The organism is Amycolatopsis sp. cg5, from assembly GCF_041346955.1.
Classification (GTDB): Bacteria; Actinomycetota; Actinomycetes; order Mycobacteriales; family Pseudonocardiaceae; genus Amycolatopsis.
The window spans coordinates 2,559,197-2,582,904 of record NZ_CP166849.1 but is presented as its reverse complement, the minus strand read 5'-3'; the positions used below and the strand labels follow the sequence as shown (position 1 = coordinate 2,582,904).

The 23,708-nt window shown below is 68.9% G+C and carries 22 protein-coding genes and 1 pseudogene; 9 read left to right on the top strand and 14 right to left on the bottom strand.

The genetic code is table 11. The features are described 5' to 3' along the window. Positions 1 to 132: 132 nt before the first annotated feature. The gene (locus AB5J62_RS11845) at positions 133 to 678 is read right to left on the bottom strand and encodes an ABATE domain-containing protein (RefSeq protein ID WP_370948254.1); all 546 of its coding nucleotides are present in this window, start codon (positions 676 to 678) and stop codon (positions 133 to 135) included. A 112-nt stretch (positions 679 to 790) separates the two neighbouring features. Here AB5J62_RS11845 and AB5J62_RS11840 point away from each other — a divergent pair, with 112 nt between their 5' ends. Then, entirely contained in the window at positions 791 to 1,651 is an 861-nt protein-coding gene (locus AB5J62_RS11840; protein WP_370948253.1) for an alpha/beta fold hydrolase, read from the top strand. Here the strand turns inward: AB5J62_RS11840 and AB5J62_RS11835 are convergent. Next, entirely contained in the window at positions 1,645 to 2,229 is a 585-nt protein-coding gene (locus tag AB5J62_RS11835; protein ID WP_370948252.1) for a DUF5684 domain-containing protein, read from the bottom strand. The genes AB5J62_RS11840 and AB5J62_RS11835 overlap by 7 nt on opposite strands. A gap of 111 nt (positions 2,230 to 2,340) precedes the next feature. Between AB5J62_RS11835 and AB5J62_RS11830 the strand changes: the two genes are divergently transcribed. After that, positions 2,341 to 2,976, top strand: coding sequence for a nitroreductase family protein (locus AB5J62_RS11830; RefSeq protein ID WP_370948251.1), 636 nt, complete (start codon positions 2,341 to 2,343; stop codon positions 2,974 to 2,976). Here AB5J62_RS11830 and AB5J62_RS11825 read toward each other — a convergent pair. Together AB5J62_RS11825 and AB5J62_RS11820 are read right to left on the bottom strand one after the other, a co-directional pair. Beyond that, a complete protein-coding gene (locus AB5J62_RS11825) occupies positions 2,973 to 3,377 on the bottom strand; it encodes a hypothetical protein (RefSeq protein ID WP_370948250.1) in 405 nt (134 codons plus the stop codon). The genes AB5J62_RS11830 and AB5J62_RS11825 overlap by 4 nt on opposite strands. Before the next feature lie 42 nt (positions 3,378 to 3,419). After that, positions 3,420 to 5,927 (bottom strand): DNA translocase FtsK 4TM domain-containing protein, encoded by a 2,508-nt coding sequence (locus AB5J62_RS11820; RefSeq protein ID WP_370948249.1) that lies wholly within the window; start codon positions 5,925 to 5,927, stop codon positions 3,420 to 3,422. 138 nt (positions 5,928 to 6,065) lie between these two features. Between AB5J62_RS11820 and AB5J62_RS11815 the strand changes: the two genes are divergently transcribed. The 4 genes and pseudogenes from AB5J62_RS11815 to AB5J62_RS11800 all read left to right on the top strand — a co-directional run bounded on the left by AB5J62_RS11815 (position 6,066) and on the right by AB5J62_RS11800 (position 9,915). Continuing rightward, positions 6,066 to 6,887, top strand: a complete 822-nt coding sequence (locus AB5J62_RS11815; RefSeq protein ID WP_370948248.1) for a lysophospholipid acyltransferase family protein — start codon at positions 6,066 to 6,068, stop codon at positions 6,885 to 6,887. A 34-nt stretch (positions 6,888 to 6,921) separates the two neighbouring features. Beyond that, entirely contained in the window at positions 6,922 to 7,533 is a 612-nt protein-coding gene (gene wrbA / locus AB5J62_RS11810) for an NAD(P)H:quinone oxidoreductase (protein ID WP_370948247.1), read from the top strand. 21 nt (positions 7,534 to 7,554) lie between these two features. After that, positions 7,555 to 8,556 (top strand): annotated as a pseudogene (locus tag AB5J62_RS11805) (DMT family transporter). A 27-nt stretch (positions 8,557 to 8,583) separates the two neighbouring features. Then, positions 8,584 to 9,915, top strand: a complete 1,332-nt coding sequence (locus tag AB5J62_RS11800) for an amino acid permease (RefSeq protein WP_370948246.1) — start codon at positions 8,584 to 8,586, stop codon at positions 9,913 to 9,915. Here the strand turns inward: AB5J62_RS11800 and AB5J62_RS11795 are convergent. From AB5J62_RS11795 to thyX, 9 genes are all read right to left on the bottom strand, one after another. Further along, positions 9,902 to 11,398: a VWA domain-containing protein gene (locus tag AB5J62_RS11795; RefSeq protein WP_370948245.1), complete on the bottom strand. Its 1,497-nt coding sequence runs from the start codon at positions 11,396 to 11,398 to the stop codon at positions 9,902 to 9,904. The genes AB5J62_RS11800 and AB5J62_RS11795 overlap by 14 nt on opposite strands. 340 nt (positions 11,399 to 11,738) lie before the next feature. Continuing rightward, the gene (locus AB5J62_RS11790) at positions 11,739 to 13,373 is read right to left on the bottom strand and encodes a ribonuclease J (RefSeq protein WP_370950242.1); all 1,635 of its coding nucleotides are present in this window, start codon (positions 13,371 to 13,373) and stop codon (positions 11,739 to 11,741) included. Between the two features lie 59 nt (positions 13,374 to 13,432). Further along, on the bottom strand, positions 13,433 to 14,446 hold the full coding sequence (dapA, locus tag AB5J62_RS11785) for a 4-hydroxy-tetrahydrodipicolinate synthase (protein WP_370948244.1): 1,014 nt from the start codon (positions 14,444 to 14,446) through the stop codon (positions 13,433 to 13,435). A 113-nt stretch (positions 14,447 to 14,559) separates the two neighbouring features. After that, positions 14,560 to 16,026, bottom strand: a complete 1,467-nt coding sequence (locus AB5J62_RS11780; protein WP_370948243.1) for a serine/threonine-protein kinase — start codon at positions 16,024 to 16,026, stop codon at positions 14,560 to 14,562. A gap of 33 nt (positions 16,027 to 16,059) precedes the next feature. Next, the gene (locus tag AB5J62_RS11775; protein ID WP_370948242.1) at positions 16,060 to 16,677 is read right to left on the bottom strand and encodes a LysE family translocator; all 618 of its coding nucleotides are present in this window, start codon (positions 16,675 to 16,677) and stop codon (positions 16,060 to 16,062) included. Further along, positions 16,677 to 17,168 (bottom strand): Lrp/AsnC family transcriptional regulator, encoded by a 492-nt coding sequence (locus AB5J62_RS11770; protein ID WP_370948241.1) that lies wholly within the window; start codon positions 17,166 to 17,168, stop codon positions 16,677 to 16,679. Before AB5J62_RS11770 ends, AB5J62_RS11775 begins: the two co-directional genes overlap by 1 nt. A 63-nt stretch (positions 17,169 to 17,231) precedes the next feature. Further along, the gene (locus AB5J62_RS11765) at positions 17,232 to 18,473 is read right to left on the bottom strand and encodes an Nramp family divalent metal transporter (protein ID WP_370948240.1); all 1,242 of its coding nucleotides are present in this window, start codon (positions 18,471 to 18,473) and stop codon (positions 17,232 to 17,234) included. Positions 18,474 to 18,604: 131 nt separating this feature from the next. Beyond that, on the bottom strand, positions 18,605 to 19,006 hold the full coding sequence (locus AB5J62_RS11760) for an ACT domain-containing protein (protein ID WP_370948239.1): 402 nt from the start codon (positions 19,004 to 19,006) through the stop codon (positions 18,605 to 18,607). After that, entirely contained in the window at positions 19,006 to 19,758 is a 753-nt protein-coding gene (gene thyX, locus AB5J62_RS11755; protein WP_370948238.1) for an FAD-dependent thymidylate synthase, read from the bottom strand. Before thyX ends, AB5J62_RS11760 begins: the two co-directional genes overlap by 1 nt. A gap of 113 nt (positions 19,759 to 19,871) precedes the next feature. On the opposite strand from thyX, the gene AB5J62_RS11750 reads away from it, so the two are divergent. The 3 genes from AB5J62_RS11750 to AB5J62_RS11740 all read left to right on the top strand — a co-directional run bounded on the left by AB5J62_RS11750 (position 19,872) and on the right by AB5J62_RS11740 (position 22,484). After that, entirely contained in the window at positions 19,872 to 20,375 is a 504-nt protein-coding gene (locus AB5J62_RS11750; protein ID WP_370948237.1) for a toxin-antitoxin system HicB family antitoxin, read from the top strand. Positions 20,376 to 20,384: 9 nt separating this feature from the next. Then, entirely contained in the window at positions 20,385 to 21,281 is an 897-nt protein-coding gene (locus tag AB5J62_RS11745) for a DUF4097 domain-containing protein (RefSeq protein ID WP_370948236.1), read from the top strand. A gap of 714 nt (positions 21,282 to 21,995) precedes the next feature. After that, complete coding sequence (locus AB5J62_RS11740) at positions 21,996 to 22,484, top strand: hypothetical protein (protein WP_370948235.1); 489 nt, start codon at positions 21,996 to 21,998, stop codon at positions 22,482 to 22,484. Positions 22,485 to 22,499: 15 nt separating this feature from the next. Here the strand turns inward: AB5J62_RS11740 and AB5J62_RS11735 are convergent, their stop codons facing one another. Next, positions 22,500 to 23,708: a winged helix-turn-helix domain-containing protein gene (locus AB5J62_RS11735; RefSeq protein ID WP_370948234.1), complete on the bottom strand. Its 1,209-nt coding sequence runs from the start codon at positions 23,706 to 23,708 to the stop codon at positions 22,500 to 22,502.

Here is a 23,708-nt window from a genome sequence, read left to right as displayed (position 1 = left end):
CCTCAGGATGAGCGAACGTTGCGAAAGAGGCGTTCACAACGCACAAGGTTGCAAAAGACGCGCTCACAACCCTGCAGCCACGCCAACGGCGCCACCCGCCCACTCGAATGCCAGGCAACCCGGCGTGAGCCGTCACTCGTGCTTGCTCCGCGCCGCGTGCCGCGCGACTCGCGCCCGGTTGCCGCACAGGTTCGGCGTGCACCATTGCCGCCGCGAGTTCGTGGCCACGAACAGCATCGAGCAGTCCTCGGCCGCGCAGCGCCTCAGCTGCGACGCGTGCGGGCCGGTGACGAGCTCGATCGCCGAGCGCGCGACCGCGGCCAGTGCGGCGTCGCCGCCCTGGTCGTAGTGCCAGCGGATGTCCTGCGAGAAGGCGATGTCCATCCGCAGGCTCGTCGGCACGGCAGCGGCCGCGGCGTTGACGTCTTCCACCGCCCACGGCTCGGGTTGCTCGCCATGCACCCGTGCGTCAAGGAGCGCGCGCACCGCGGCACGGAGCCGCCGGGTGGCGCCCGCGGCCGGCGCGCGGGTGCCCTCTGGCAGTTGCCCGGCGTGCAGCTGCCAGAACTTCTCGTTGCCCTCTTCGGTGGCCAGCAGATCCACCTTGGGTGAGACCGCGAGCAGCTCCGTGTCCGCGAGATCCACCGCCAAACCCTCGCCGACCACCGTGAACTCCATGCTCCGACACTAACATCTCCCGCCACCTCCATGCATTAGCACTGAGCCTTCCCCTGCGCTCGATTTCAGTGTACTAATGGATATGAGCACACCGCAACCATTAGGAGTCCCGATGTCGAAGCACCCTATCGCCCACCGTCGCATCCAGGCCGGACCGGCCGACGTCTTCTATCGCGAAGCGGGCGACCCGTCCGCACCCACGCTGCTGCTCCTGCACGGCTTTCCCACTTCGTCGCACCAATACGTGGGCCTGATGCGGGAGCTCGCCGAGCATTGGCATCTCGTCGCGCCCGATCTCCCCGGATTCGGGCAGACGGAGACCGCGGCGGATTTCGAGTTCACCTTCGAGGCGCTCGCCGGCGTGCTCGGCGATTTCGTCGACGCGCTCGGACTCGACAGCTATGCGCTGTACGTCTTCGATTTCGGCGCGCCTGCCGGGCTGCGGCTCGCGGCGCGGCGGCCACGGCAGATCACCGCGTTGATCACGCAGAACGGCAATGCCTACGTGGAGGGTCTGGGCCCGGCGATGCCGGACTTCGCGAACCAGGGCCCGCGCGAAGAAGTCCAATCAGGACTGGAGAAAATGCTCACTCCGGAGAACATTCGTTGGCAGTACTACGAAGGAGTGCGAAACCCCGAAGCGATCGATCCCGGGAGCCATCAACTCGACCGGTTCTATCTCGAACAGCCCGGCCGCGCGGCGGCGCAGGCGGATCTGTTGTGGGACTACCGGAACAACCCGCCCGTGTATCCCGAGTTCCACCGGTGGCTGCGGGAGTCGCAGCCACCGGTGCTCGCGGTGTGGGGCCGTAACGACCCCTTCTTTCTTCCGGCGGGTGCCGAGGCGTTCAAACGCGATGTGCCGTCAGCACAAGTACATCTGCTCGACACCGGCCATTTCGCACTGGAGGAGGACCTCGCCACGATCAGCGAGCTCGTCGACAGGTTCCTGCGCGAAAACGTCGATCAGTAGCCGGCGGGCGGCTGGCCGGGCTGGCCGTAACCCTGCTGGCCCGGCTGGCCGTAGCCAGGCTGTCCCTGCGGAGGCTGCTGAGGGTAACCGGGCTGGGGGTAACCCTGCTGGCCGTACGGCTGCTGACCGGGCTGGCCGTAGCCTCCGCCGGGGTTGCCGTAGCCGCCGCCCATGTTCTGCGGGACTCCGCCGGGACCGATGTACTGCGCGCTGCCGAAGGCGAGCATCGTCATACCGACGAAGGGGAAGAGGATGAGGCCGAAGACGGCGAACGCGGTGCCCTTGCCGAACGACTTCGCGATGTCGAGCATGACGATGATCGAGATTACGACGTTGACGACCGGGATGAAGTAAAGGAGCAGCCACCAGCCGGGACGCCCGGCGATCTTCAGCATGATGTACGCGTTGTAGAACGGGATGATCGCGGCCCAGCCGGGCTGACCGGCCTTCGTGAAGACCTTCCAGGCGACGAAGATGAAGAAGACCCCGACGACCAGTCCGAAGATACCGAGCCCGATCGCGGCTCCAGGGCTGATCGAGACTGACGTCTGATATTCGTACGTGCCGTATGTGTCCACTGCGGACCTTCCCCTCAAACGTGTAAAGACGGGGAGACCATAGTGGACTGTCAAGGCGTTTGTCCGGAGGTACGGTCAATCGATATCAGCCGATCTGCGGGAGGCCTCACGATGGACACGGATCACCTGCTCAGCACCACTCGAGCGGTCCGGCGCAAGCTCGATCTCGACCGCCCGGTGGAACCGGAGGTGATCGCGGATTGCCTCCGGCTCGCCACGCAGGCGCCGACTCCGGGCAATGTGCAGAACTGGCGTTGGCTGGTCGTCCGGGACCAGTCGGTGAAGAACGAGCTGGGTGCGCTGTTCCGCTCCGTGGGAGAGCCCTACTTGGACTCGAAACTCGCCGAGGCCGGTCCCGCCGCCGAATCGGGGCCGGTGAAGCGGGCGATGGCGTCCGGCCGATTCCTCATCGACAACATCGAACGGGTCCCGGTCTTCGTCATCCCGTGTCTGCAGGGACGGCCGCAGGGAGGCAACGGTGAACTCGCCGCCTTCTACGGCGGCATCTTCCCCGCGGTGTGGAACTTCCAGCTCGCGCTGCGATCACGTGGGCTCGGCTCGACGCTCACCACCTACACACTGGTCCGCGAGGCCGAGGCGGCGAAGATCCTCGGAATCCCGGAGAACGTCACCCAGGTCGGGCTGCTTCCGGTCGCGTACACCACGGTGTCCGACTTCAAGCCCGCCGCCCGCACGCCGATCGAGGAGATCGCCTACCTCGATCATTGGGACAACGCGCTGAGCTAGCTCTTGCTGACCACGAGCGTCACGTGGTCAGCAGGCTGCGCGACGCTCGTCAGCACCACCTGGAAGCCTTCATAGACCGTCGGTTTGGCGAAACCGGCGTTCGAATGCAGCTCGACCGTGCCGCGCGCGCCGGTGCTCGGCCGGACCAGCGACACCGTGACCGCCGCGTCGCCCTCCCAGACGCACATGACCTTGGGCGGGCAGCGCGAGTCGGCCACCGAGTCGAAGCCGACGCGTAGGTCGGCGCCCGCCAGTGCCACGGACTCCCCGGTCCGTAGCGTCAGCTGGGTGTTCAGTTGCGCCTGCGCCGCGGAGTCCGCGGGCGCGGGTGCCTGAGCGCTCGGCCCGCACACCAGCCCGAGCGCGCTACATGCCGCGAGGATCCACTCTTTCCAGCTCACGTCAACCAGACGGATTCAACCCACCGGACGGTTGCATGCGGGTCAGTCCTCGTCGTCGGACGGCCCGCCGTCGCCACCGCGAATCATGAACAGCACCGACTCCAGCTCTTCGGGCTTGATGAGCACGTCGCGCGCCTTCGAGCCCTCGGAGGGGCCGACCACTCCCCTGCTCTCGAGCAGGTCCATCAGGCGGCCCGCCTTCGCGAAGCCGACGCGCAGCTTGCGCTGGAGCATCGAGGTCGAACCGAACTGCGAGGTCACGATGAGTTCCGCCGCCTGCAGCAGCACGTCGAGGTCGTCGCCGATGTCGGCGTCGATCTCCTTCTTCTCGCCTGCCTTGGCCGAAGTGACGCCGTCCTGGTAGTCCGGCTGCGCCTGTTCCTTGGCGAAGCCGACGACCGCGGCGATCTCCTCGTCGCTGACGTACGCGCCCTGCACACGGATGGGCTTGCCTGCGCCCATCGGCAGGTAGAGCGCGTCGCCCATGCCGATCAGCTTCTCGGCGCCCGGCTGGTCGAGGATGACCCTCGAGTCGGTCAGCGACGAGGTCGCGAACGACAGGCGGGACGGGACGTTGGTCTTGATCAGGCCGGTGACCACGTCGACGGACGGACGCTGCGTCGCGAGCACCAGGTGGATGCCTGCCGCGCGCGCCTTCTGGGTGATCCGGACGATGGCGTCCTCGACGTCGCGGGGCGCGGTCATCATCAGGTCGGCGAGCTCGTCGACGATCGCCATGATGTACGGATACGGCTGGTAGACGCGCTCGCTGCCGGGCGGCGCGGTGATCTCGCCGGAACGGACCTTCTTGTTGAAGTCGTCGATGTGGCGGACCTTGTTGACCTGCATGTCCTGGTAGCGCTGCTCCATCTCCTCCACCAGCCAGGCCAGCGCGGCGGCGGCCTTCTTCGGCTGGGTGATGATGGGCGTGATCAGGTGCGGGATGCCCTCGTACGGGGTCAGTTCGACCATCTTCGGGTCGATCAGCACCATCCGGCACTCGTCAGGCGTCGCGCGGGCGAGCAGCGAGACGAGCATCGAGTTGACGAAGCTCGACTTACCGGAACCGGTGGAGCCCGCGACCAGCAGGTGAGGCATTTTCGTGAGGTTCGCGGTGACGAAGTGGCCCTCGATGTCCTTGCCGAGGCCGACCACCATCGGGTGGGTGTCCTTGACCGTCGACGGCGCGCGCAGGACATCACCGAGGCGGACCATCTCGCGGTCGGAGTTGGGCACCTCGATGCCGACCGCCGACTTGCCGGGGATCGGGGCGAGCAGGCGGACGTTGTCGGTGGCGACGGCGTACGCGATGTTCTTGGTGAGCGCGGTGATCTTCTCGACCTTCACGCCGGGCCCGAGCTCGACCTCGTACCGGGTGACCGTCGGGCCACGGGTGAAGCCGGTGACCTGCGCGTCGACGTTGAACTGCTCCAGCACGCCGCCGATGGCCTCGATCATCGTGTCGTTGGCGCGGCTGCGGCTCTTGGGCACGTCGCCGAGCTTGAGCAGCTCCGGCGACGGCAGCTTGTAGTCGCCTTCCACCGTCCGGGTGACCGCCAAAGCGGGCTCGGCCTTCGCGGCCTTCTTTTCGACGACCTCGGCGGCCGGCTTCGGTTTCGGCTTCGGCGGGCGCAGCGGGGTGGGCGGCTCGGCGAGCGCGGCCTCGATGTCGAGCTGCTCACCCTCGGAGTTCGAGGCCTGGCGGCGGCGCGACGGCTTGCGCAGCCGGACGGCCTTCGGGTCGGCCTCGGTGACGGCGTCGCGCTCGTCGTGGATGGCCTGGCGCTCGGCCTCGGCTTCGGCGATCTCCTCCTCGTCGAGGCCCCAGTTCCGCAGCCGGTGCGGGATCTCGCGGACCGGGGTGCCGGTGAACACCAGCACGCCGAACCCGAGCACGAGGATCAGCAGCGGCACGGCGACCCAGCTGGTCACCCCCTTGACCAGCAGTCCGCCTGCGAACGCGCCGATGACGCCGCCCGCGTACATCTGGAAGTCGGTCTCCTCCGGCAGCCCGGTGAAGATGTGCAGCATGCCGAGCACGGCCAGGGTGACCAGCAGCGTGCCGATCACCATGCGGGGGCGGGTCTCCGGGCGCGGCTCCGAGCGCATCAGCGCGACGGCGGTGACGATCAGCGCGAGCGGCAGCGTCACCGCGCCCGCGCCCAGGATGAAACGGGTGCCGATCTCGACCCAGCGGCCGATCGGCCCCGCCGCCTGCCACCAGACACCGACGGCGGCGATCAGGCCGACCGCGATGAGGCCCAGCGCCAGCCCGTCGCGGCGGTGCTCGGCCTCCAGCTCGCGGGTGCGGCCGACCGTGCGCGCCATGCTGCCGATGCCCTTGGCCAGCAGGCTCCAGCCGCTGCGGACGGCCTTGCCGAAGGTGCCGGACGAGCTCTTGCGGCGCGGCGCGGGCCTGCGCGCGGCGGGCCTGGCGGCCGGGCGGGAGGCTGTCGACCTTGGCTTCGCGGTGGTACGAGGCTTGCGCGCCGGTCCCTTGCCCCCGCCGCGTCCCGAACTCTTCCTTGTCGTAGCCGACCCACTAGCCATGTATCCACGGTAACCGCCGGTCCCCGTTCGTCACGTCCGCCACTCGCAGCCCAAGCGAAACATTCGTCACTGTTTTGCCGAGCAACCAAACCTTGAGCGGCCATCCGGGTGATTCCGAAGGCATGAAATGCTGAGGTCATGGTTGCACTGGGCCGAGACGGAATGGGCCGAGACGGAAATCGCCGCGCACCCGCCATCTGGCGGACGATGCTGAACCTCGACCGTGGCCTGGTGAACTTCGTCGGCCGACTGCGCGTCACCGGTGAAGTGCCCGCTGAGCTGCGGAAACAACCGTTGCTGATGACGCCGAACCACATCGGCGTGTTCGACGCGTTCGTGCTGATGGCCGCGTGCAAGAAGATCGGCATCAACCCCCGGTTCATGCTGGCGGGCGGCATCCTCGACGCGCCGGTGATCGGCCCGGCGCTGCGCGCGAGCAACCACCTGCGTATCGACCGCGCGGAGTCCAACACCGCGGTCGGCCAGTTCGGCGAGGCCGCCGAGGCGCTGCGCACCACCCGCGACCCGATCATCGTCTACCCCGAGGGCCGGATCAGCCACGATCCCGGCCTGTGGCCGGAGCGTGGCAAGACCGGCGCCGCCCGGCTCGCGCTCGCCGCGGGCGTGCCGGTGATCCCGATCAGCCAGTGGGGCGCGCATGAGGCGGTGTACTGGGGCACCGAGACCGTCAACGGCCCGGCCGACCTGGCCCCGCTGGCCCGCTCCGGGCTCAGCGCGCCGATGCGCCGCCCGACGTTCCGGGTCCACTTCGGCAAACCGGTCGACCTGTCCGAGATCGACCGCTCGCGCCCCAGCGCCGGCCGCCTCGCGCACGAGAAGATCATGCGCGCGATCGTCGAAGGCATGATCCCGCTGCGTCGCGGCGAACTCGACAAGCCCCGCTTCCACGACCCCACCCGACCGACCGACACCGTCAGCCCGTGGAAGCCCACTTTCTGAGACAGGGCTTCGGAGTGGCCTACCCTCGGATGGTGTGAGCACACGGATTCTCGTCGTTTACTACAGCGCGACCGGCAACACCGCGAGCCTGGCCGAAGCGCTCGCCAAGGGCGCGCTCGACACGGGCGCCGAGGTCCGGCTGCGCACGGTCGCGGAGACCGCGCCGCCCGAGGCCATCGCGACCAACCCGCGCTGGCAGTCCTATGTGGACGCGGGCCCGCGTGCCGAATTGGCCTCACTAGACGATCTGGAGTGGGCGGACGGCGTCGCGGCGGGCACGCCGACCCGCTTCGGCGGGCCCGCCAGTCAGCTCAAGTCCTTTTTGGACAGCACGGGCGGCTTGTGGGCCAAGGGAAAACTGGCCGACAAGGTGGCGACGTCGTTCACCACCGCGTCGACGGCGCACGGCGGCCTCGAGTCGACGATCCTGGCGATCAACAACATCTTCTACCACTGGGGCGCCATCGTCGTGCCGCTCGGCTACAACTCGAACCACCTGCTGGAGTCCGGAAACCCTTACGGCGGCTCATGGGTCTCACGCAAGTCGGCGGAGCCCGATGACGTCGCGCTGGAAGCACTGCGCCTGCAGGGCGTCCGCCTGGCGACGATCACCGGGCACATCGCCGCCGGTCTGCGCGCCGACTGAGCGCACGATCCCCCGCGGTAAATGGGGCGAAGACTGTCGGGGGCGGGAGATACGCTCGCGAGTGTGGCTATCGACGTTTTACCTGCGAGGACCCAGCGAGGGCGCGGGACGGCACTGATCGTGCTGTCGGCGTTGTTCTTCAGTACTTCGGGGACGCTGGGGAAGCCGACCATGATCGCGGGGTTGACGCCGCAGCAGGTCGCGGCCGTCCGGCTGGGACTGTCGGCGGCCGTGCTCTTCGTGGCCGTGGGGCTGTTCAAGCCGTCGATACTGAAGGTCGGCAAGGGTGAGTGGCGGCTGCTGGTCGCGTACGGGCTGATCGGGGTCGGCGGGATCCAGCTGGTGTACTTCATCGCGACCAGCCGGATCCCGGTCGGGATCGCGATCCTGCTGGAGTTCGTGTCGCCGGTGCTGATCGCGCTGTGGACGAGGTTCGTGCGCCACATCCATCTGGCGAAGGCCGTCTGGGGTGGGATCGCGCTCGCCATGATCGGGCTCGTGCTGGTCGCGCAGGTCTAGCAGGGGCTGAAGCTCGACGCGCTCGGGCTGCTCGCGGGTTTCGGGGCCGCGCTGTGCTCGGCCGGGTACTTCCTGATCGGGGAACGAGGGCTGGCGAGCAGGCATCCGCTGGGCATGGTCACCTGGGGCATGGGGATCGGCGCGCTCGCCGTGAACGTGGTCGCGCCGCCGTGGACGATCCCGGTCCAGGTGCTCACCGCGCCCGCGGACATCGGGCCGTGGCATCCGCCGGTCTGGGTGGCAGTGGTCGCGCTGATGCTGGTGGGGACCGTGCTCCCCTATCTCGCCGGGATCTCCGCGCTTCAGTACCTGCCCGCCGCCATCGCGAGCGTGCTCGGGCTGGTCGAGGTGATCCTCGCGAGCCTGCTGGCGTGGATCGTGCTCGGCGAGGCGTTGACGGTCGTGCAGGCCGTCGGCGCCGTGATCCTGCTCGCCGGGGCGACCCTCGTGCAGCTGAAGTCGCCGGCTCAGCAAGTCGCCGTCGGTGAACCATTGCCGGGATAGCCCGGCAGCTGGCAAGATCCCGACGCTATGGACGGCCTGAAACCCAACCTGCGCCAGCGGCACGTCCGGATGATCGCGCTCGGCGGCATCATCGGCGCGAGCCTGTTCATCGGCAGCGGGGCCGTGATCCACACGGTCGGGCCCGCCGCCGTGCTCTCCTACGCGCTCGGCGGGCTGCTGGTCGTGCTCGTCATGCGGATGCTGGGCGAGATGGCGACCGCGTCGCCCGCGCTCGGGTCCTTCATGGAGTACGCGCGCGAGTCGCTCGGCGGCTGGGCGGGCTTCACCATCGGCTGGCTGTATTGGTACTTCTGGGTCGGCGTGGTCGCTTTCGAAGCCGTCGCGGGCGCGAAGATCCTTGAGAAATGGGTGCCTTCGGTTCCGCAGTGGGTCTTTTCGCTCGGGCTCATGCTGCTGCTGACCGTCACGAACCTGCTGTCCGCGCGCTCGTTCGGTGAGACCGAGTTCTGGCTGGCGTCCATCAAGGTCACCACGATCGTCGTGTTCATGGTGCTGGGCCTGCTGTTCGTGCTCGGGCTCTGGCCGGGCGCACACCTCTCCGTCGGCAACATCGCGCAGGACGGGTTCTTCGCCAATGGCACGTTCTCGGTGATCCATGGCGTGGTGATCGTGATCTTCTCGTACTTCGGCGCCGAGATCGTCACGATCGCCGCCGCGGAGTCGAGCGAACCCGAGAAGGCCGTGCAGAAGGCCACCGCCACCACCGTCTGGCGGGTGATCCTGTTCTACGTCGGCTCGGTCGCGCTGATCGTGATGATCATCCCGTGGCGCGACGTGCCGACCGAGACGAGCCCGTTCGCCGCCGCGTTCGGCCGGTTCGGCATCCCGGCGGCCGAGACGATCGTCGGCGCGGTCGTGCTGACGGCCGCGCTCTCGGTGCTGAATTCGGGGCTGTACACGGCTTCCCGCATGCTCTTCGCGTTGAAACGGCACGGCTGGGCGCCGCGCTGGGTCGCCGACACCAACTCGCGTGGCGTGCCGTGGAAGGCGATCCTGCTGTCCACCTTGGTCGGCTACGTCGCCGTGATCATGAGCTACGTCTCCCCCGACCAGATCTTCTACTTCATCATCAACTCGGCGGGCGCCGTCGCGTTGTTCGTCTACGCGATCATCGCGGGCTCGCAGATCCGCATGCGCCGCACGCTCGAAGCCGAAGCGCCGGACCGGCTCAAGCTCCGCATGTGGGGCTATCCCTGGCTCAGCTGGCTCACCCTCGCCGGCACGCTGCTGGTGGTCGTCTCGATGCTGTTCGTCGAGGACGCGCGCTCGCAGCTGTACCTCAGCCTGATCAGCCTGGCCGCGATACTGGGGATATACCAGGTGATCAGGCGCCGGTGAGCTTGCTCAGCGCGCCGAAGAACACGTCGGAGATCTTGCCGGGATCGGGGGTGGTGAACGCCTGGCCGCCGGTCGGCTTGGTGATCTCCTGCAACTCGGCCGCGTCGATGTCCGGGCCGATGCCGATCCCGATGATCGGAATCGGCCGCGCCAGGTTCTGCAGTTTGCCGAGTTCGACGAGCAGCTGCTCGCGGGTGAGCCCGCCGGGGTCGGCGTTCTTGCCGTCGGTCATCACGATGACGATGTTGAGCCTGCCCGGCTCCCATTCGCGCCGCGCGACCTTGTACGAGTCCAAAACACTGTCATAGAGCCCGGTTTGGCCGTCCGGGGTGGCTTTGATGCCGCGGAGTTTCTCCAGCGGGCCGGGTTTGAGCTGCTCCCCGACCGGCGCCATGGGCAGCACTTCGCGATAGTCCTTGTCACCGTCGAGTTTGGTGGAAAACGTCAGTATGCGTACCTGACTCGTCGGTTTGAACAATCGCAGCCCTTTTTCCGCCGCTTCGAGCGTCGCCTGCATCCGGGTCTTTTCCGTGCCGGGCACCAGACCGGTCATCGAGCCGGAAACGTCGATGAGCACCTGGACCCGCGCGCTCAGGTTGATGCCTGCCCAGAGGTTCAGGATCTTGTCGACGTCGGCGGGCGACGGCATCGGCGCGGTCTGCAGACCCCGGCCGGTCACGCGGTTGTCCGTGGCCGCGCGCAGCGCCTGCCCGCCGGCGGCACGCAGGCCCGCGTCCGCGACGGCCACCGCGCCCGGCTGGGACAGCAACGCCGACAGCACCGGCTGGATCGCCTTGGCCTGCGCCGGATCCGCGCCGGAGAGCACCGCGAACGGATAGTCGAGCGACGGAGAGGCCGGTGAATAGACCGAGACGAGTGGCGCCTCGGGTTTCGCGACATTGTGGCGCAGCACCGCGTTTTCCGAAGTCGGGAACGCCGTCACCGACTGCACCGCGAGATCGCCAGCGCCGGGCAACCGGGTGAACAACTCCGACTCGGTCGCGGTCGTGCTGGCTGAGAAGCGCCGCAGCAGCGAGGTGTACGCGGGCCCCGCGTCCGGCTGGGACTTCGTGACGTCCCTCAGTCCGAACAACGCCGACACCCCGACCGGATTCCTTGCCGGATCGGGCATTCCGGGGATGACCGTGCCGTCACTCACCCCCAGCACGTCCGCCCAGGTGAGCGTTTTCGCCGGCCAGCCGAGCCCGGCCGCGATCTCCTGCGCGACCCCGAGCACCACCGGCGAGCTCGCCACCGACGCGCCGGACTCGGGCACCTCGGTCGCGCCGAGCTGACGTGCGCGCTGCAACGCCAAGGTGGAACTGGGAATCCAGACCTGCGGCTTCACCGAGCCGTCGGAGATCGCCAGGCTTTCGGCCACCTGCGCGGAATCACGCGGCTGGACCTCGATCTGCACGCAGTCCTGGTGCACGCCCCTGACGACGGCGGACAACGCGGGCGCGATATCGGGGGAAGCGGCCATGACCACTTTGGTCTGTGCCTCACACGAACTGTTCGCGTGAACGAGCCGGATCACTCCAAACGAGACAGCACTGACCGCGATCACCACACCGAGCACGACGACGGGGACGAGCACCCGTCTTCGGGCCTTGATGGTCGAGTGTCGCCCCACCGGCGCAGCCTTTCTGCCGATCGGTCCGACCCCGCCCCGCGGGTCGACTGAGTGAGTCGAGGTTAGTCAAAAATCGAGTCGGCTCCTAGTGCTGACCGGATGGCAATAATCCTGTTATACGGATCGACGAGATCAGCCCGCCCGCTCGCCCTTTCGGGCAGCGGACGGGCTGATCCGGTGAAAAAGTCGCTCAGACTGGGATAACCGTGGGCACGATCATCGGGCGGCGGCGATAGGTGTCGGCGACCCAACGGCCGACGACCCGGCGAACGGCCTGCGCGATGCGGTGCGTATCGGTGATTCCCTCGGCCTCTGTACGGGCTAACTCCATCTCCACCAATGGAACCACGGCGTCGAGCGCTTTCGGATCATCGGAGAAACCACGCCCGGAGATCGTCGGCGCGGTGACCGGGCGGCCGGTGCTGGTGTCGACCGCGATGGTGATCGCGATGAACCCGCCCTCGCCGAGCACGAGCCGGTCGGACAGGGTCGACTCGCCGACGTCGCCGACGGACAGGCCGTCCACATAGACGTGTCCGACCTCGACGCGCCCGGTGCGGGTGGCCTTGCCGTCGACCAGGTCGACGACCACGCCGTCCTCGGCGATGACCACGTTCTCCGGCGCGACGCCGGTGCGCACGGCCAGCTCACCGTTGGCACGCAGGTGCTTCCACTCGCCGTGCACCGGCATGACGTTGCTCGGGCGGACGGCGTTGTACAGGTACAGCAGCTCACCCGCGGACGCGTGCCCGGAGACGTGGACCTTGGCGTTGCCCTGGTGCACCACGTTCGCGCCGAGCCGCACGAGACCGTTCACGACGCCGAACACGGCCGTCTCGTTGCCGGGGATCATCGAGCTCGCGAGCACGACGGTGTCGCCGGCGCGGATCGAGATCTGCCGGTGCTCACCGCGCGCCATCCGCGACAGCGCGGACAGCGGCTCGCCCTGCGAACCGGTCGAGACGAACAGGACCTTGCTCTCCGGCAGGTTGCTGGCCTGGTCGAGATCGACCAGCAGGCCCTCGGGGATGTTCAGCAGCTTGAGGTCGGCGGCGATGCCCATGTTGCGGACCATCGAGCGGCCGACGAACGCGACCCGGCGGCCATGCCGCTGCGCGACGTCGAGGACCTGCTGCACGCGGTGCACGTGGCTGGCGAAGCAGGCCACGATCACGCGCTGGTCGACACGGCGGATCACGTCGTCGAGTACGGGGCCGATGTCGCGCTCGGGCATGACGAACCCGGGCACCTCGGCGTTGGTCGAGTCCACGCAGAACAGGTCGACGCCCTCGTCGCCCAGGCGCGAGAAGCCGGCCAGGTCGGTGAGCCTGCCGTCGAGCGGCAGCTGGTCGAGCTTGATGTCACCGGTGTGCAGCACGACGCCGGCCGGGGTGCGGATGGCGACGGCCAGCGCGTCCGGGATGGAGTGGTTGACCGCGAAGAACTCGCAGTCGAACGGCCCCATCGTGCGCCGCTCGCCCTCCTTGACCTCGATCAGCTTCGGCTTCTGCCGGTGCTCCTTGGCCTTGGCCGCGAGCAGCGCGAGGGTGAACTTCGAGCCGTAGATCGGCAGGTCGGGCCGCAACCTGAGGAGGAAGGGCACCGCGCCGATGTGGTCCTCGTGGCCGTGGGTCAGCACGAGCGCGTCGATCTCGTCGAGCCGGTCCTCGATGGCGCGGAAGTCCGGCAGGATCAGGTCGACGCCCGGCTGGTCGTCCTCGGGGAACAACACGCCGCAGTCGACGATCAGCAGCCTGCCGCCGAACTCGAAGACGGTCATGTTGCGGCCTACCTCCCCGATGCCGCCGAGCGCGACAACGCGCAGGCCGCCTTCCGGGAGTGCTGGCGGTGCGTTGGTCGGCCCGGGGCCGGTGGAGAAGGAGGTCACCTAGGAATGGTCCCTACGCTGGTGTGAGTGGTCGGGGCGACGTAAGCCGCCGCCGAATCCGTGCGGGCTACCCGCTCAGTGTTCCAGTCCGAGGCCGTCGCACCTTCGAGTGGGACCCCCGCCTGGCTCAGATCGGCCCTGACCGCCTCGAGCTGGTCGACGCTGGGCGCCACGATCGGCAGCCTCGGGTCGCCGACGTCGAACCCGCGCAGCCGCAGCGCGGCCTTGGCGAACGCGACGCCGCCGACGCGCGACATGGCCCGGTACACCGGCAGCATGCCCCGGTGGTTGGTGCGCGCGGTCGAGACGTCGCCGTTCTCGTACGCCTCGATCATCTTGCGGATCCGGCCCGCCACCACGTGGCCGATGACGCTGGCCACGCCGACCGCGCCGACGGAGAGCCACGGCAGGTTGAGCGCGTCGTCACCGGAGTAGTAGGCGAGCTCGGTGTTCGCGATGACCTCGCTGCCCGCCAGCAGGTCGCCCTTGGCGTCCTTGACGGCCACGATGCGCGGGTGCTCGGCGAGCCTGAGCAGGGTGTCGACCTCGATCGGCACGATGGAGCGCGGCGGGATGTCGTACAGCATCACCGGCAGGCCGGTGGAGTCGGCGATCGCCGTGAAGTGCGCGTGCAGCCCGGCCTGGGTGGGCCGCGAGTAGTACGGGGTGACGATCAGCAGCCCGTGCGCGCCTGCCGCCTCGGCCTGCTGCGACAGCTGGACGCTGTGTGCCGTGTCATAGGTGCCGGCGCCGGAGATGATCGCGGCGCGGTCACCGACCGCCTCGACGACGGCGCGGATCAGCTCGGACTTCTCGGCGTCGCTGGTCGTCGGGCTCTCGCCGGTGGTCCCGTTGACCACGAGGCCGTCGTTGCCCAGGTCCACCAGGCGCGAAGCGAGCTCTTGGGCACGCTTCAGGTCCAGCGCGCCGTCGGCGTCGAAGGGGGTGACCATCGCGGTGAGCACGCGCCCGAACGGTCTGCCGGGGGCTGCGGTAGGTGGGGTGGACATGACAAAGACGTTACCTCCTCGCACCGACGATCCCGGTGACGACCTGGCTTTCCCCGCAGGTCCAGAAGATTTACCGGCGCGGGACTCACCTTGCCGGAAAGTCTCCGTTCCAGCTACTTGAGCTTGCGCACAATGTCGCCGTCGATCTGGCTTCCGTCCTTTTTGGTCAGCGCGCACACGGCGAGCCGGACGCGCTCCTTGTCGGCGCCGGTGTCGCGCGCCCATTCCTTCTGCGTGGGCACCAGCGCGCGGAACTGCAGGCTCGGCCGCTGGTCGGCGAGCACGGCGGCCGACTGGAACGCCATCGTGCAGCGGGCCTCGGCCGCGGCTTTGAGCACCGCCAAGTCGGGATAACCGGCGTACGAGAGCTTGTCGTCGCTGTAGCTGCCGGTCTCCAGCACCTTGTACGCGTCGAAGACCTGGAACTGGTGCACCTTCTCGCAGTCGACCTTGGCGTCGGAGTTGATCCGGTAGCCCGCCGCGATCGGGGTGCTGTAGCAGTCGAGGCTGTCGTCCTGCTCGAACTCGAGCAGCTCGCCGCCTTCGCCGTAGGTCATCGTCGGCAGCATCGCCCCGTCGGCAGCGGGGCTGCCGACCACCTTGCCGATGAAGAACCCGGCCGTCAGCATCGCGACAGCCGCGATGGCCGCCAGCGAGAGCCACAGTCCACGCTTGGGTTTCGGCGCCTGCGCCGGCGCGACCGTCGTCCGTCCTGATAGGACCGGAGCGGTGATCTGCGCGCTGCCGGAGGTCGCCATCGCGAGCAGCGCCTTGGCCTGCTGCGGCTTGAGCCTGGCCTCGGGGCTGGCGATGAGCAGGCCCATGATCGCCGACGCGAGCGGGCCCTGTGCCCTGGTGAGGTACGGGATCTCGGTCATGATCGCGTGCAGGGTCGCCGCGGTCGTCGGCCGTTCGAAGGCGATCGTGCCCTCGGCGGCGAAGAACAGCGTCGCGCCGAGTGCCCAGAGGTCGGACTCCGGCATGGCTTCCTGGCCGTTGACGCGCTCCGGCGACATGAACGCGGGCGAGCCGACCACCATGCCGCTGGTGGTGATGCGCGGGTCGTCGATGGCCTGCGCGATGCCGAAGTCGGCGAGCTTCACGCGGCCGTTCGAGGCGACCATGATGTTGCTGGGCTTGACATCCCGATGCACGATGCCCGCCTGGTGCGCCGCGGTGAGCGCCGAGAGCACCTGCTCGCCGATGGCCGCGACCTGCTGCGCGGGCAGCGGCCCGTACTGCCGCACCACGTCCGCGAGCGTGGGCGCCTCGACCAGCTCCATCACGATGAACGTGGTGCCGTTGTCGTTGATCACGTCGTAGACGGTGACGACGGCGGGATCGTTGAGCTTGCCGCCGGTGCGGACCTCCCGCATCACGCGCTCGCCGAACACGGCCGCGCCGGGCCCGCCGTCGGGCAGGTGCAGCTCCTTGATGGCGACCTGGCGGCCGATCACCTGGTCCACCCCGCGCCAGACCACACCCATGCCGCCGCGGCCGAGTTCGTTCATGATCGCGTAGCGGCCGGCGAGCACACGCGGCTGCTGCGCTGGCTGGGTGTGGGTCTGCTCGTGGGTCACGGGCGGGAATGGTAGCTGTAAGGGTTTTGGAAATCAGGCGAACACGTCACGGGCCAATAAAACTCCGGCGAGCGAGACGAAAAGCACTGCCGACAACGCTGTCAGCGCGGCTTGTCCACGACCACCGAACCGCTTGCCCGATCGGGCAACCACCAACGCGATGACCGCCTCGAGTCCTGATGCAACACCGAACCAGACCACAGTGAACACGGCGAGGCCGAACCAGCCGCCGAGTTCGTGCGCGCGCAGCATGGTCGGGGTTCCGGTGGCGAGCCAGAACGTCCAGGTGAGCGGGTTCGCGAGGTTGCCGACGACGCCTTTCCAGAACGCCCACCCGGCTTGAGCTTCCGGTTCACCGTGGCGCCAGAGCCTGCGCGCGTCACGGATCGCTTGTCCCGCAAGGAAAAGGAAGAAGATCGCGCCCGCGATACCGACCCAGAGCGAGGCGCCCGCGATGGCCGTGATCATCCAGGCGAAGGCGAGCGCGGGGATCAGCAGCACCAGGTCGGCGACCGCCGAACCCAGGATCACCCGGAACGCGGCGCCGAAGCCGCGGGTCGCCGCCTCCTGCAGGATCGTGACGAAGATCGGGCCGACCGCGAGCGCCGCTCCCCCGCCGAGCAGCAGGCCGAGCCAGAGGATCTCACCCATCAGTCGGCCTCGGGGGTCGCGGGGACCGCGAGGTGACCGCCGCCGCGGATCTCCTTGATCGTTTCGAGCGCGATCGAGGTGACCGTGCGGTACACGTCCGGCAGCGCGCGGACCTCGGCGAGCAGCGCGCGAAGTTCTTGCGGGGAACCGACTCTGACCTTGAGGACGTAGCTGTCCTCGCCGTCGACGTCGTGGCATTCGAGGATCCGGGGTTCGGCGTGGACGAACTCCTCGAACGGCCCGGCCTCGTCGGGTCCCGCCTTCGTGCCGACCCGGAGATAGGCGACGAGATCCTGGTCGAGCGCGCCCGCGTCGACGATCGTGGTGTAGCCGCGGATGACGCCCGCGCGCTCCAGCCGCTTGATCCTGGCGTACACCGACGGGCCGGTCAGGCCGACCGTCTTGCCGAGCGCGGCGTGCGTCGCCCGGCCGTCGGCTTGCAGCGCTTGGAGCAGCCGCAGGTCGACTTCATCCAGTATTTCGTTGATCATGCGCGTCCTTCATCAACGTTCCGTATGCCGATGAAGGTAGAGACGCTTTGTTTCCTTCGTGTTTCAGCCCGCGAACGTCAAGTAGATCAGCACCAGGTTCAGCGCGACGATCACCGCGGTGACGCCCCAGCCCGCCAGCGTGGTGGCGCGGTGGTTGACGTCGGCGCCCATCACGTCTCGGTTGCTTGTGAGCTTGATAAGCGGCGCCAGCGCGAACGGGATGCCAAAGGACAGGACGACCTGGGAAACGACGAGCGCCTGGCTCGGGTCGACGCCGATCGCCAGCACGACCAGCGCGGGCGCCAGCGTGATCAACCGGCGCAGCACCAACGGGATTCGCTTGCGCAGCAAGCCTTGCATGATCATCGCGCCCGCGTACGCACCGACCGAAGTGGACGCGAGGCCGGACGCCAGCAGGCCGATCGCGAGCAGCAGCGCGATACCGGGACCGAGCGCCTGTGAGACGGCCGCGTGCGCACCTTCGATCGAGTCGACGCCTTCCCTGCCCTGCAGGTTGGTCGCGGCGAGCAGCAGCATGCCGAGGTTGACCGCGCCCGCGAGCAGCATCGCGACGCCGACGTCCACCTTCGTGGCGGTGAGCAGGCGGCGGCGCTGGGCGCCGGTCGGGTGCCCGTGGCGGTCCCTGGCCAGCGCGGAGTGCAGGTAGACGACGTGCGGCATGACCGTCGCACCGAGCATGGCGGCCGCGATGAGAATGCTGTCGGCGCCCTGGAACTTCGGCACCAGGCCGCCCGCGATCCCGGCCGCCGACGGCGGCTCGACGAACAGGCTCGCCAGGAAGCCGACCGCGATGACCAGCAGCAAGCCGGTGATGACCCGCTCGAACGCGCGCTGGCCGGACCGGTCCTGCACCAGCAGCATGCCGAGCGAGACCACGCCGGTGATCACGCCGCCGAGCAGCAGCGGCAGGTCGAACAGCAGGTTCAGCGCGATGGCGCCGCCGACGACCTCGGCCATGTCGGTGGCGATGGCGACGACCTCGGCCTGCAGCCAGTAGGCGAGGCGCCCGGTGCGCGGCATCCGCTCACGCAGCGCCTCCGGCAGCGAAAGGCCGGTGACCAGGCCGAGCTTGGCGGAGAGGAACTGGATGAGCATGGCCATCAGGTTCGCCGCGACGATGACCCAGACGAGCAGGTAGCCGAAGCGGGCGCCCGCGCTGATGTTGGACGCGACGTTGCCGGGATCGACGTACGCGATCGCGGCGACGAACGCCGGGCCGAGCAGGGTCGATCCGCTGAGCCAGCGGACGATCTTCGGCCGCCGCGCGGCTTCCGCCACTGCCATCGAGGCCACCTTCGGGGTTGTCGGGGTACCTAAAACGAAGTTTAGGCATGCCGAACATTCGCCGACAAGGGTGACAAGTCCCACCCGCGCCCGCTGTCGACATATGGAGGTGTCGACAGCGGGCTCGGTGGCTAAACGTCGAGCGTGACTTCGTGACCCGAGGCGCGGAGCGCGGCCACCGCCGTGGCCAGCTCCGGACCACGGACCAGCACGTGGTCGGTGTCGAACGTGGAGATCGAGAACAACGCCACCCCGGCGGCCGCGAGCTCACCCGCGAGCGCCGCGATGATGCCGGTCAGGTTGAACGCCAGCGGGCCGCGGACGGTCAGCAGCCGCCAGCCGTCCTCGACCTCCTGCGCGGCGGGCGCGAGCGCGGCCGGGCAGATCACCGAAAGCTCCCGCGGCGTCCGGGTGATCGAGACGAGCACCGCCGGATCGGTCTTGTCGAGCAGCCCTGGCGGCACCGGGGCGTCGGCGGCCAGCTTGGCGACCGCGTACTCCCCCGGCTGGACGTCAATCGCGAGACGGCGCATCAGCCCTCGAGCACCTTCGGGCTGGACGCGACCTCGGTGCCGTCCGGCAGGGTCGAGATGGTGAAGTCCGCGAACACGTTGCCGGCGACCTTGTGCAGCTGGCGCAGGCATTCGATGGCGAGCGCGCGGATCTCGACGTCGGCGTGCTCGGTCGCGCGCATCGCGACGAAGTGCCGCCAGGCGCGGTAGTTGCCGGTGACCACGATGCGGGTCTCGGTCGCGTTCGGCAGCACGGCGCGCGCGGCCTGGCGGGCCTGCTTGCGGCGCAGGGTCGCGCTCGGCGCGTCGGCGAACTTCTCCTCGAGCCCGGCGAGCAGCTCGGTGTAGGCGTCCTGGCTCGCCTGCGCGGCGGCGAGGAACTTCTCGTGCAGCACCGGGTCGTTCGCGATGACGTCCGGCTCGACGAACGCGGCGTCACGCTCGGGGACGTACCGCTGCGACAGCTGCGAGTACGAGAAGTGGCGGTGGCGGATCAGCTCGTGCGTGAGCGAGCGCGAGATTCCGGTGATGTAGAAGGAAACCGAGCCGTGCTCGAGCACCGAGAGGTGACCGACCTCGATGATGTGGTCGATGTAGCCGGCGTTCGTGGCCGTCTTGGGGTTCGGCTTCTTCCACGACTGGTAGCAGGCCCGGCCTGCGAATTCGGCGAGCGCCTGGCCACCGTCGGCGTCCGTGGTCCACGGCACGCCCTCCGGCTCGAAGAACTCCGTTTTCGCGATCAACTGCACCTTGGGTGAAACCGTCTCGGCCACTTCGACTCCCTACTCGATCCACGTCGCAGGCAGCGTAACCGCCGGGGTCGGTGGCGTCATCGTGACACCACAGCCTCCTTGACTGACGCCACAGGTGACGTCATAGTGGTGTCATGGACCTGAGCCCGTACATCACGAACCTCCGCGAGGACCTGGCCGCGACGGCCTCGGCCGGAGACGACCAGACGCGGCGCACGGCGGCTCTGCTGTCCGCCGCGATCGAGCCCTCGGTGCGGCTGGCGTTGATGAACGCGCTGGCAGACCTGGCCGCGGAGGTCACCGCGAGCCTGCCCGACCACGTCGTCGAGGTCCGCCTCGACGGCCGCGACGTCCGCGTGGTCGTGACCGGTGGCGCGGCTTCCGAAGAGCCGCCCGCCGAGACACCACGCGAGCCGCTCCCGTCGATCGACGGCGGTGACATCACGCGCATCACGCTCCGGCTCGTCGAGCAGATCAAGGGTCAGGCCGAGAAGGCGGCGCAGGCACAGGGCGTGTCACTGAACACGTTCGTGTCACAGGCCGTGCAGGGCGCGCTCGGCAAGTCCGGCGGGCACCAGCGGCACCAGGACAAGGGCAAGCGATCGGACTCCCGGCTGCACGGCTGGGTCGAGGGCTGAGGGGCGATCATGACCGAGGAAACTGTGTTGCCGCGTACGGAAGAATTCGAGGTCGACGGGCCGCTCGAGCTGGACGTGAGCGTCACGCTCGGCCGCGTCGAGATCATTCTCGGCGGCTCGGTGGCGCGCGCGGAGCTCCGCCACGACCCGACGGTCCGCGAACCGTGGCTCGACAACATGTCCAATCTGCTCAACTGGGTCGGCGAGCGCTTCGGCGGTCAGTTCGGCCTGTCCGAGACGGAGAATTCACCCGTCGAGGCGATCCGCCAGACCCGCGTCGAACTGGTCGGCAACCGGTTCGTGGTGCACGGCGCCAAGGCATGGGCGCTGCGGAACATCCCGCTTTCGGTGACCGTCCACGCCCCGGCGGGCTCGCATCTCGAGGTTCGCGCCGGCGCGGCCGAGGTCAAGGTCACCGGCGCGGCGGGCCGCGCCGACATTCTCACCGGATCGGGTGAGGTCTCGGTCGAGCGCGCCGACGGCACGGCGACCATCCGCACGGGCACCGGCAACATCAAGCTCGGCCCCGCCCTGTCCGGCCTGCAGCTGCGCACCGGCAGCGGCGACGTCGAGGCCTCGTCCCTGGCAGGCTCCGCGACACTCGCCACGGGCACCGGCGACGTCTGGCTCGGCGCGGTGGCGGGCGACGTCATGGCCCGCAGCGGCAGCGGGGACCTCTCGGTCGCCGAAGCCGCCTCGGGTTCGCTGGAGCTGATCACCGGCTCCGGCGAGGTCCGGGTCGGGATCCGCGGCGGCGTCGCGGCCGAGATCGACCTCAGTTCCGGCGCCGGCCAGGTGTCCAGTGAGATCGACGTCGCCGACTCCGCCCCGGCGGGCTCGGTCGCCTTGAAGGTCCGGGCCCGCACCGGCTCCGGCAACGCGGTCGTCACCCGCGCCGCCCAGTAAGCCACTCCGCGAAGGGGACCAAGGGGTGTTCGCCGCTCCCACCGGCGAACACCCCTTGCCCCTGCCCGCGAGTTTGCCCTCCCCGCACGCATGTTTGCCGCTCCCGAACGCGATTTTGCCCTCCCCGCTCCACCTCGACCTCCCTTGCGCCCCACCGCGTGTCCCCGGCCGGACGACACGCGTTCATGAATGGACGACACGCGTACCCAGGCGGACGGCACGCGTTCATAGATGGACGGCACACGTACCCAGAGAGTCGGCACACGTGCCTAGAGAGTCGGCACGCTCGTGGCTCGGGATCGGTTGCCCGGGGGCGAGCCGACTCCTCAGGCACGCGTGCCGACCGTCCAGGTACGCGCGCCGTCCCTCCAGGTACGCGCGCCGTCCCTCCAGGTACGCGCGCCGTCCGTTCATGAACACGTGACGTCCGTCTGTGCACGGGTGGCGTCCGGCTGGGTGTGGGCGGCGGGCCGGTCGGGATGGGGCGGGGGTCACCTGATCGGGGTGGGTGAAGTCTGGGTCCCTCGTTTGCTGGGTGTGGGAGGGAGTGGGTGGGGCGCTGGGTGGGGAGGGCCACTCGGGGGCGGGGTGGGGTTGGGCCGGTTGGGGGTCTCGGGGTGGCTGGGTGTAGTCGGGGGTGGTTTTGGGGAGTGGGGTGGGGTTTCGGGGGCTCCTAGTGTGCTTTGTGGACGTACACCGGGAGGAGTGGTCGGGGTGAGTGATCTTTCGAGGCGGGCGGCGATGTTCGCGGTGCCCGCCGTCGCGGCCGCGGGGGCGGTGGGGACCGTGGCGGTGAGCAAGGGTGCCGATGAGGTCGTCGAGTTGATCTCGCGGCGGACCGCTACGTCGCTGCCCAGTGTTCCAGGGGCGAACGTGGTGGCGGGGACGGTTTTCTTCACGTCCGTGAGCACGCACGGGAAGGACGGCGTCAAGATCGGGGACGGGTCCGTGCACGGGATGGTGGTCGACATCATCGCCGGGCTGCCGGTGAAGGTGGTCATCCAGACCAAGATCGTGTACCGGCTGCCGGATGGAGAGCTGCATCTGAGCAGCATGCACATCCGGGAGATACCGAGTCCCGGCAAGACGTTCCCGGTCGCGGTGATCGGCGGGACCGGGAAGTACCGGACCGCGCGTGGGGACGGAACCGGTGAGCACGCGACCGACACCGACACCAAGATCACCCTGAACCTGGTGCTGTAGCGGGCGGAGCCTGCGCTAGCGCGTGAGTTTGCGGAGCGGCTTCGCGAGGTCACCTCGCTCTCCGACCTGGACCCTGTCGAGGCCGAGCCAGGCGGCCATCAGCTTGAGTTCGGCGGCCAGCTCCAGCGTTACGCGCGCGCTGTCGACGTCGGGCTCGGCGAAGGCGCCCTGGACGCGCAGGACACCGGCCGCCCTGTCCGACTTCAGGTCGACCCGGGCCACCAGCTCGCCGTCGAGGAGGAACGGGAACACGTAGTAGCCATGGACGCGCTGGGGCTCCGGGACGTAGATCTCGATGCGGTACCTGAAGCCGAAGAGACGCTCGGTGCGGGCGCGCTCCCAGATCAGCGGGTCGAACGGGCAGAGCAGCGCGCGGCCGGTGATCGCGCGGGGCGTCTTGGCCTGGACGTGCCGGTATGCCTGCGCTTTCCAGTCGCGCACCGAGACCGGCTCCAGCACACCGGTTTCGACGAGCTCACGGACCGCCTGCTTGGTCTCGCCGGGGCCGAGGCGGTAGTAGTCGCGCAGGTCGGTCTCGGTGGCGACGCCGAGCGCGACCGCGGACCTGGTGATCAGCTCGCGGGCGCCCTCCTCCGGGGACACCTTGCGGGACAACACTTCCGGCGGGACGACGCGCTCGGTGAGGTCGTACAGCCGCTCGAACGAGCGGCGGGTGCCGGTGGTCAGCTGGCCCATGCCGAACATCCACTCGCAGACCTTCTTGACCTCCGAACGGTCCCACCACGCACCCGGGCCGCGACCTTCGGCGCCGAGCTCGCGCTCGATGCCGCCTGCGCCGATCGGGCCGAGTTCCTTGACCACGGCCAGGATGTCGTCGATCAGCGCCGGTGATTTGTCCACAAGGGACGAATAGTTGCGCCACCAGCCCTGCCGTTTGGCGCCTGAGCGCAGCAGCGGCCAGTCCTGCACCGGAAGCAGGCTCGCCTCGTGCGCCCAGTACTCGACCAGCATGCGCGGGCGCTTGGCCGTGTGCGTCCACGCGGCCTCGTCGATCAGCGCGGCGTCGTAGGCGCCGAGGCGGGAGAACAGCGGCGCGTAGTGGGCGCGGACCGCGACGTTGACCGAGTCGAGCTGGATCAGCTGGACCCTGGACAGCACGCGCTGCAGATGCCGCCTCGTCGGCTGCGAGGCGGGACGTGGGTCGGCGAACCCCTGTGCGGCCAGCGCGGTGCGGCGCGCGACGGCCAGACTCATCGTTTCCAT

Excerpts from the sequence above, each read along its gene's own strand:
- AB5J62_RS11735 (WP_370948234.1), bottom strand. The coding sequence starts at position 23,708 with ATGGAAACGATGAGTCTGGCCGTCGCGCGCCGCACCGCGCTGGCCGCA.
- AB5J62_RS11845 (WP_370948254.1), bottom strand. The coding sequence starts at position 678 with ATGGAGTTCACGGTGGTCGGCGAGGGTTTGGCGGTGGATCTCGCGGAC.
- AB5J62_RS11840 (WP_370948253.1), top strand. The coding sequence starts at position 791 with ATGTCGAAGCACCCTATCGCCCACCGTCGCATCCAGGCCGGACCGGCC.
- AB5J62_RS11770 (WP_370948241.1), bottom strand. The coding sequence starts at position 17,168 with ATGATCAACGAAATACTGGATGAAGTCGACCTGCGGCTGCTCCAAGCG.
- AB5J62_RS11775 (WP_370948242.1), bottom strand. The coding sequence starts at position 16,677 with ATGGGTGAGATCCTCTGGCTCGGCCTGCTGCTCGGCGGGGGAGCGGCG.
- dapA (WP_370948244.1), bottom strand. The coding sequence starts at position 14,446 with ATGTCCACCCCACCTACCGCAGCCCCCGGCAGACCGTTCGGGCGCGTG.
- AB5J62_RS11745 (WP_370948236.1), top strand. The coding sequence starts at position 20,385 with ATGACCGAGGAAACTGTGTTGCCGCGTACGGAAGAATTCGAGGTCGAC.
- AB5J62_RS11800 (WP_370948246.1), top strand. The coding sequence starts at position 8,584 with ATGGACGGCCTGAAACCCAACCTGCGCCAGCGGCACGTCCGGATGATC.
- AB5J62_RS11760 (WP_370948239.1), bottom strand. The coding sequence starts at position 19,006 with ATGCGCCGTCTCGCGATTGACGTCCAGCCGGGGGAGTACGCGGTCGCC.
- AB5J62_RS11820 (WP_370948249.1), bottom strand. The coding sequence starts at position 5,927 with ATGGCTAGTGGGTCGGCTACGACAAGGAAGAGTTCGGGACGCGGCGGG.
- AB5J62_RS11795 (WP_370948245.1), bottom strand. The coding sequence starts at position 11,398 with ATGGCCGCTTCCCCCGATATCGCGCCCGCGTTGTCCGCCGTCGTCAGG.
- AB5J62_RS11815 (WP_370948248.1), top strand. The coding sequence starts at position 6,066 with ATGGTTGCACTGGGCCGAGACGGAATGGGCCGAGACGGAAATCGCCGC.
- AB5J62_RS11765 (WP_370948240.1), bottom strand. The coding sequence starts at position 18,473 with ATGGCAGTGGCGGAAGCCGCGCGGCGGCCGAAGATCGTCCGCTGGCTC.
- AB5J62_RS11750 (WP_370948237.1), top strand. The coding sequence starts at position 19,872 with ATGGACCTGAGCCCGTACATCACGAACCTCCGCGAGGACCTGGCCGCG.
- AB5J62_RS11830 (WP_370948251.1), top strand. The coding sequence starts at position 2,341 with ATGGACACGGATCACCTGCTCAGCACCACTCGAGCGGTCCGGCGCAAG.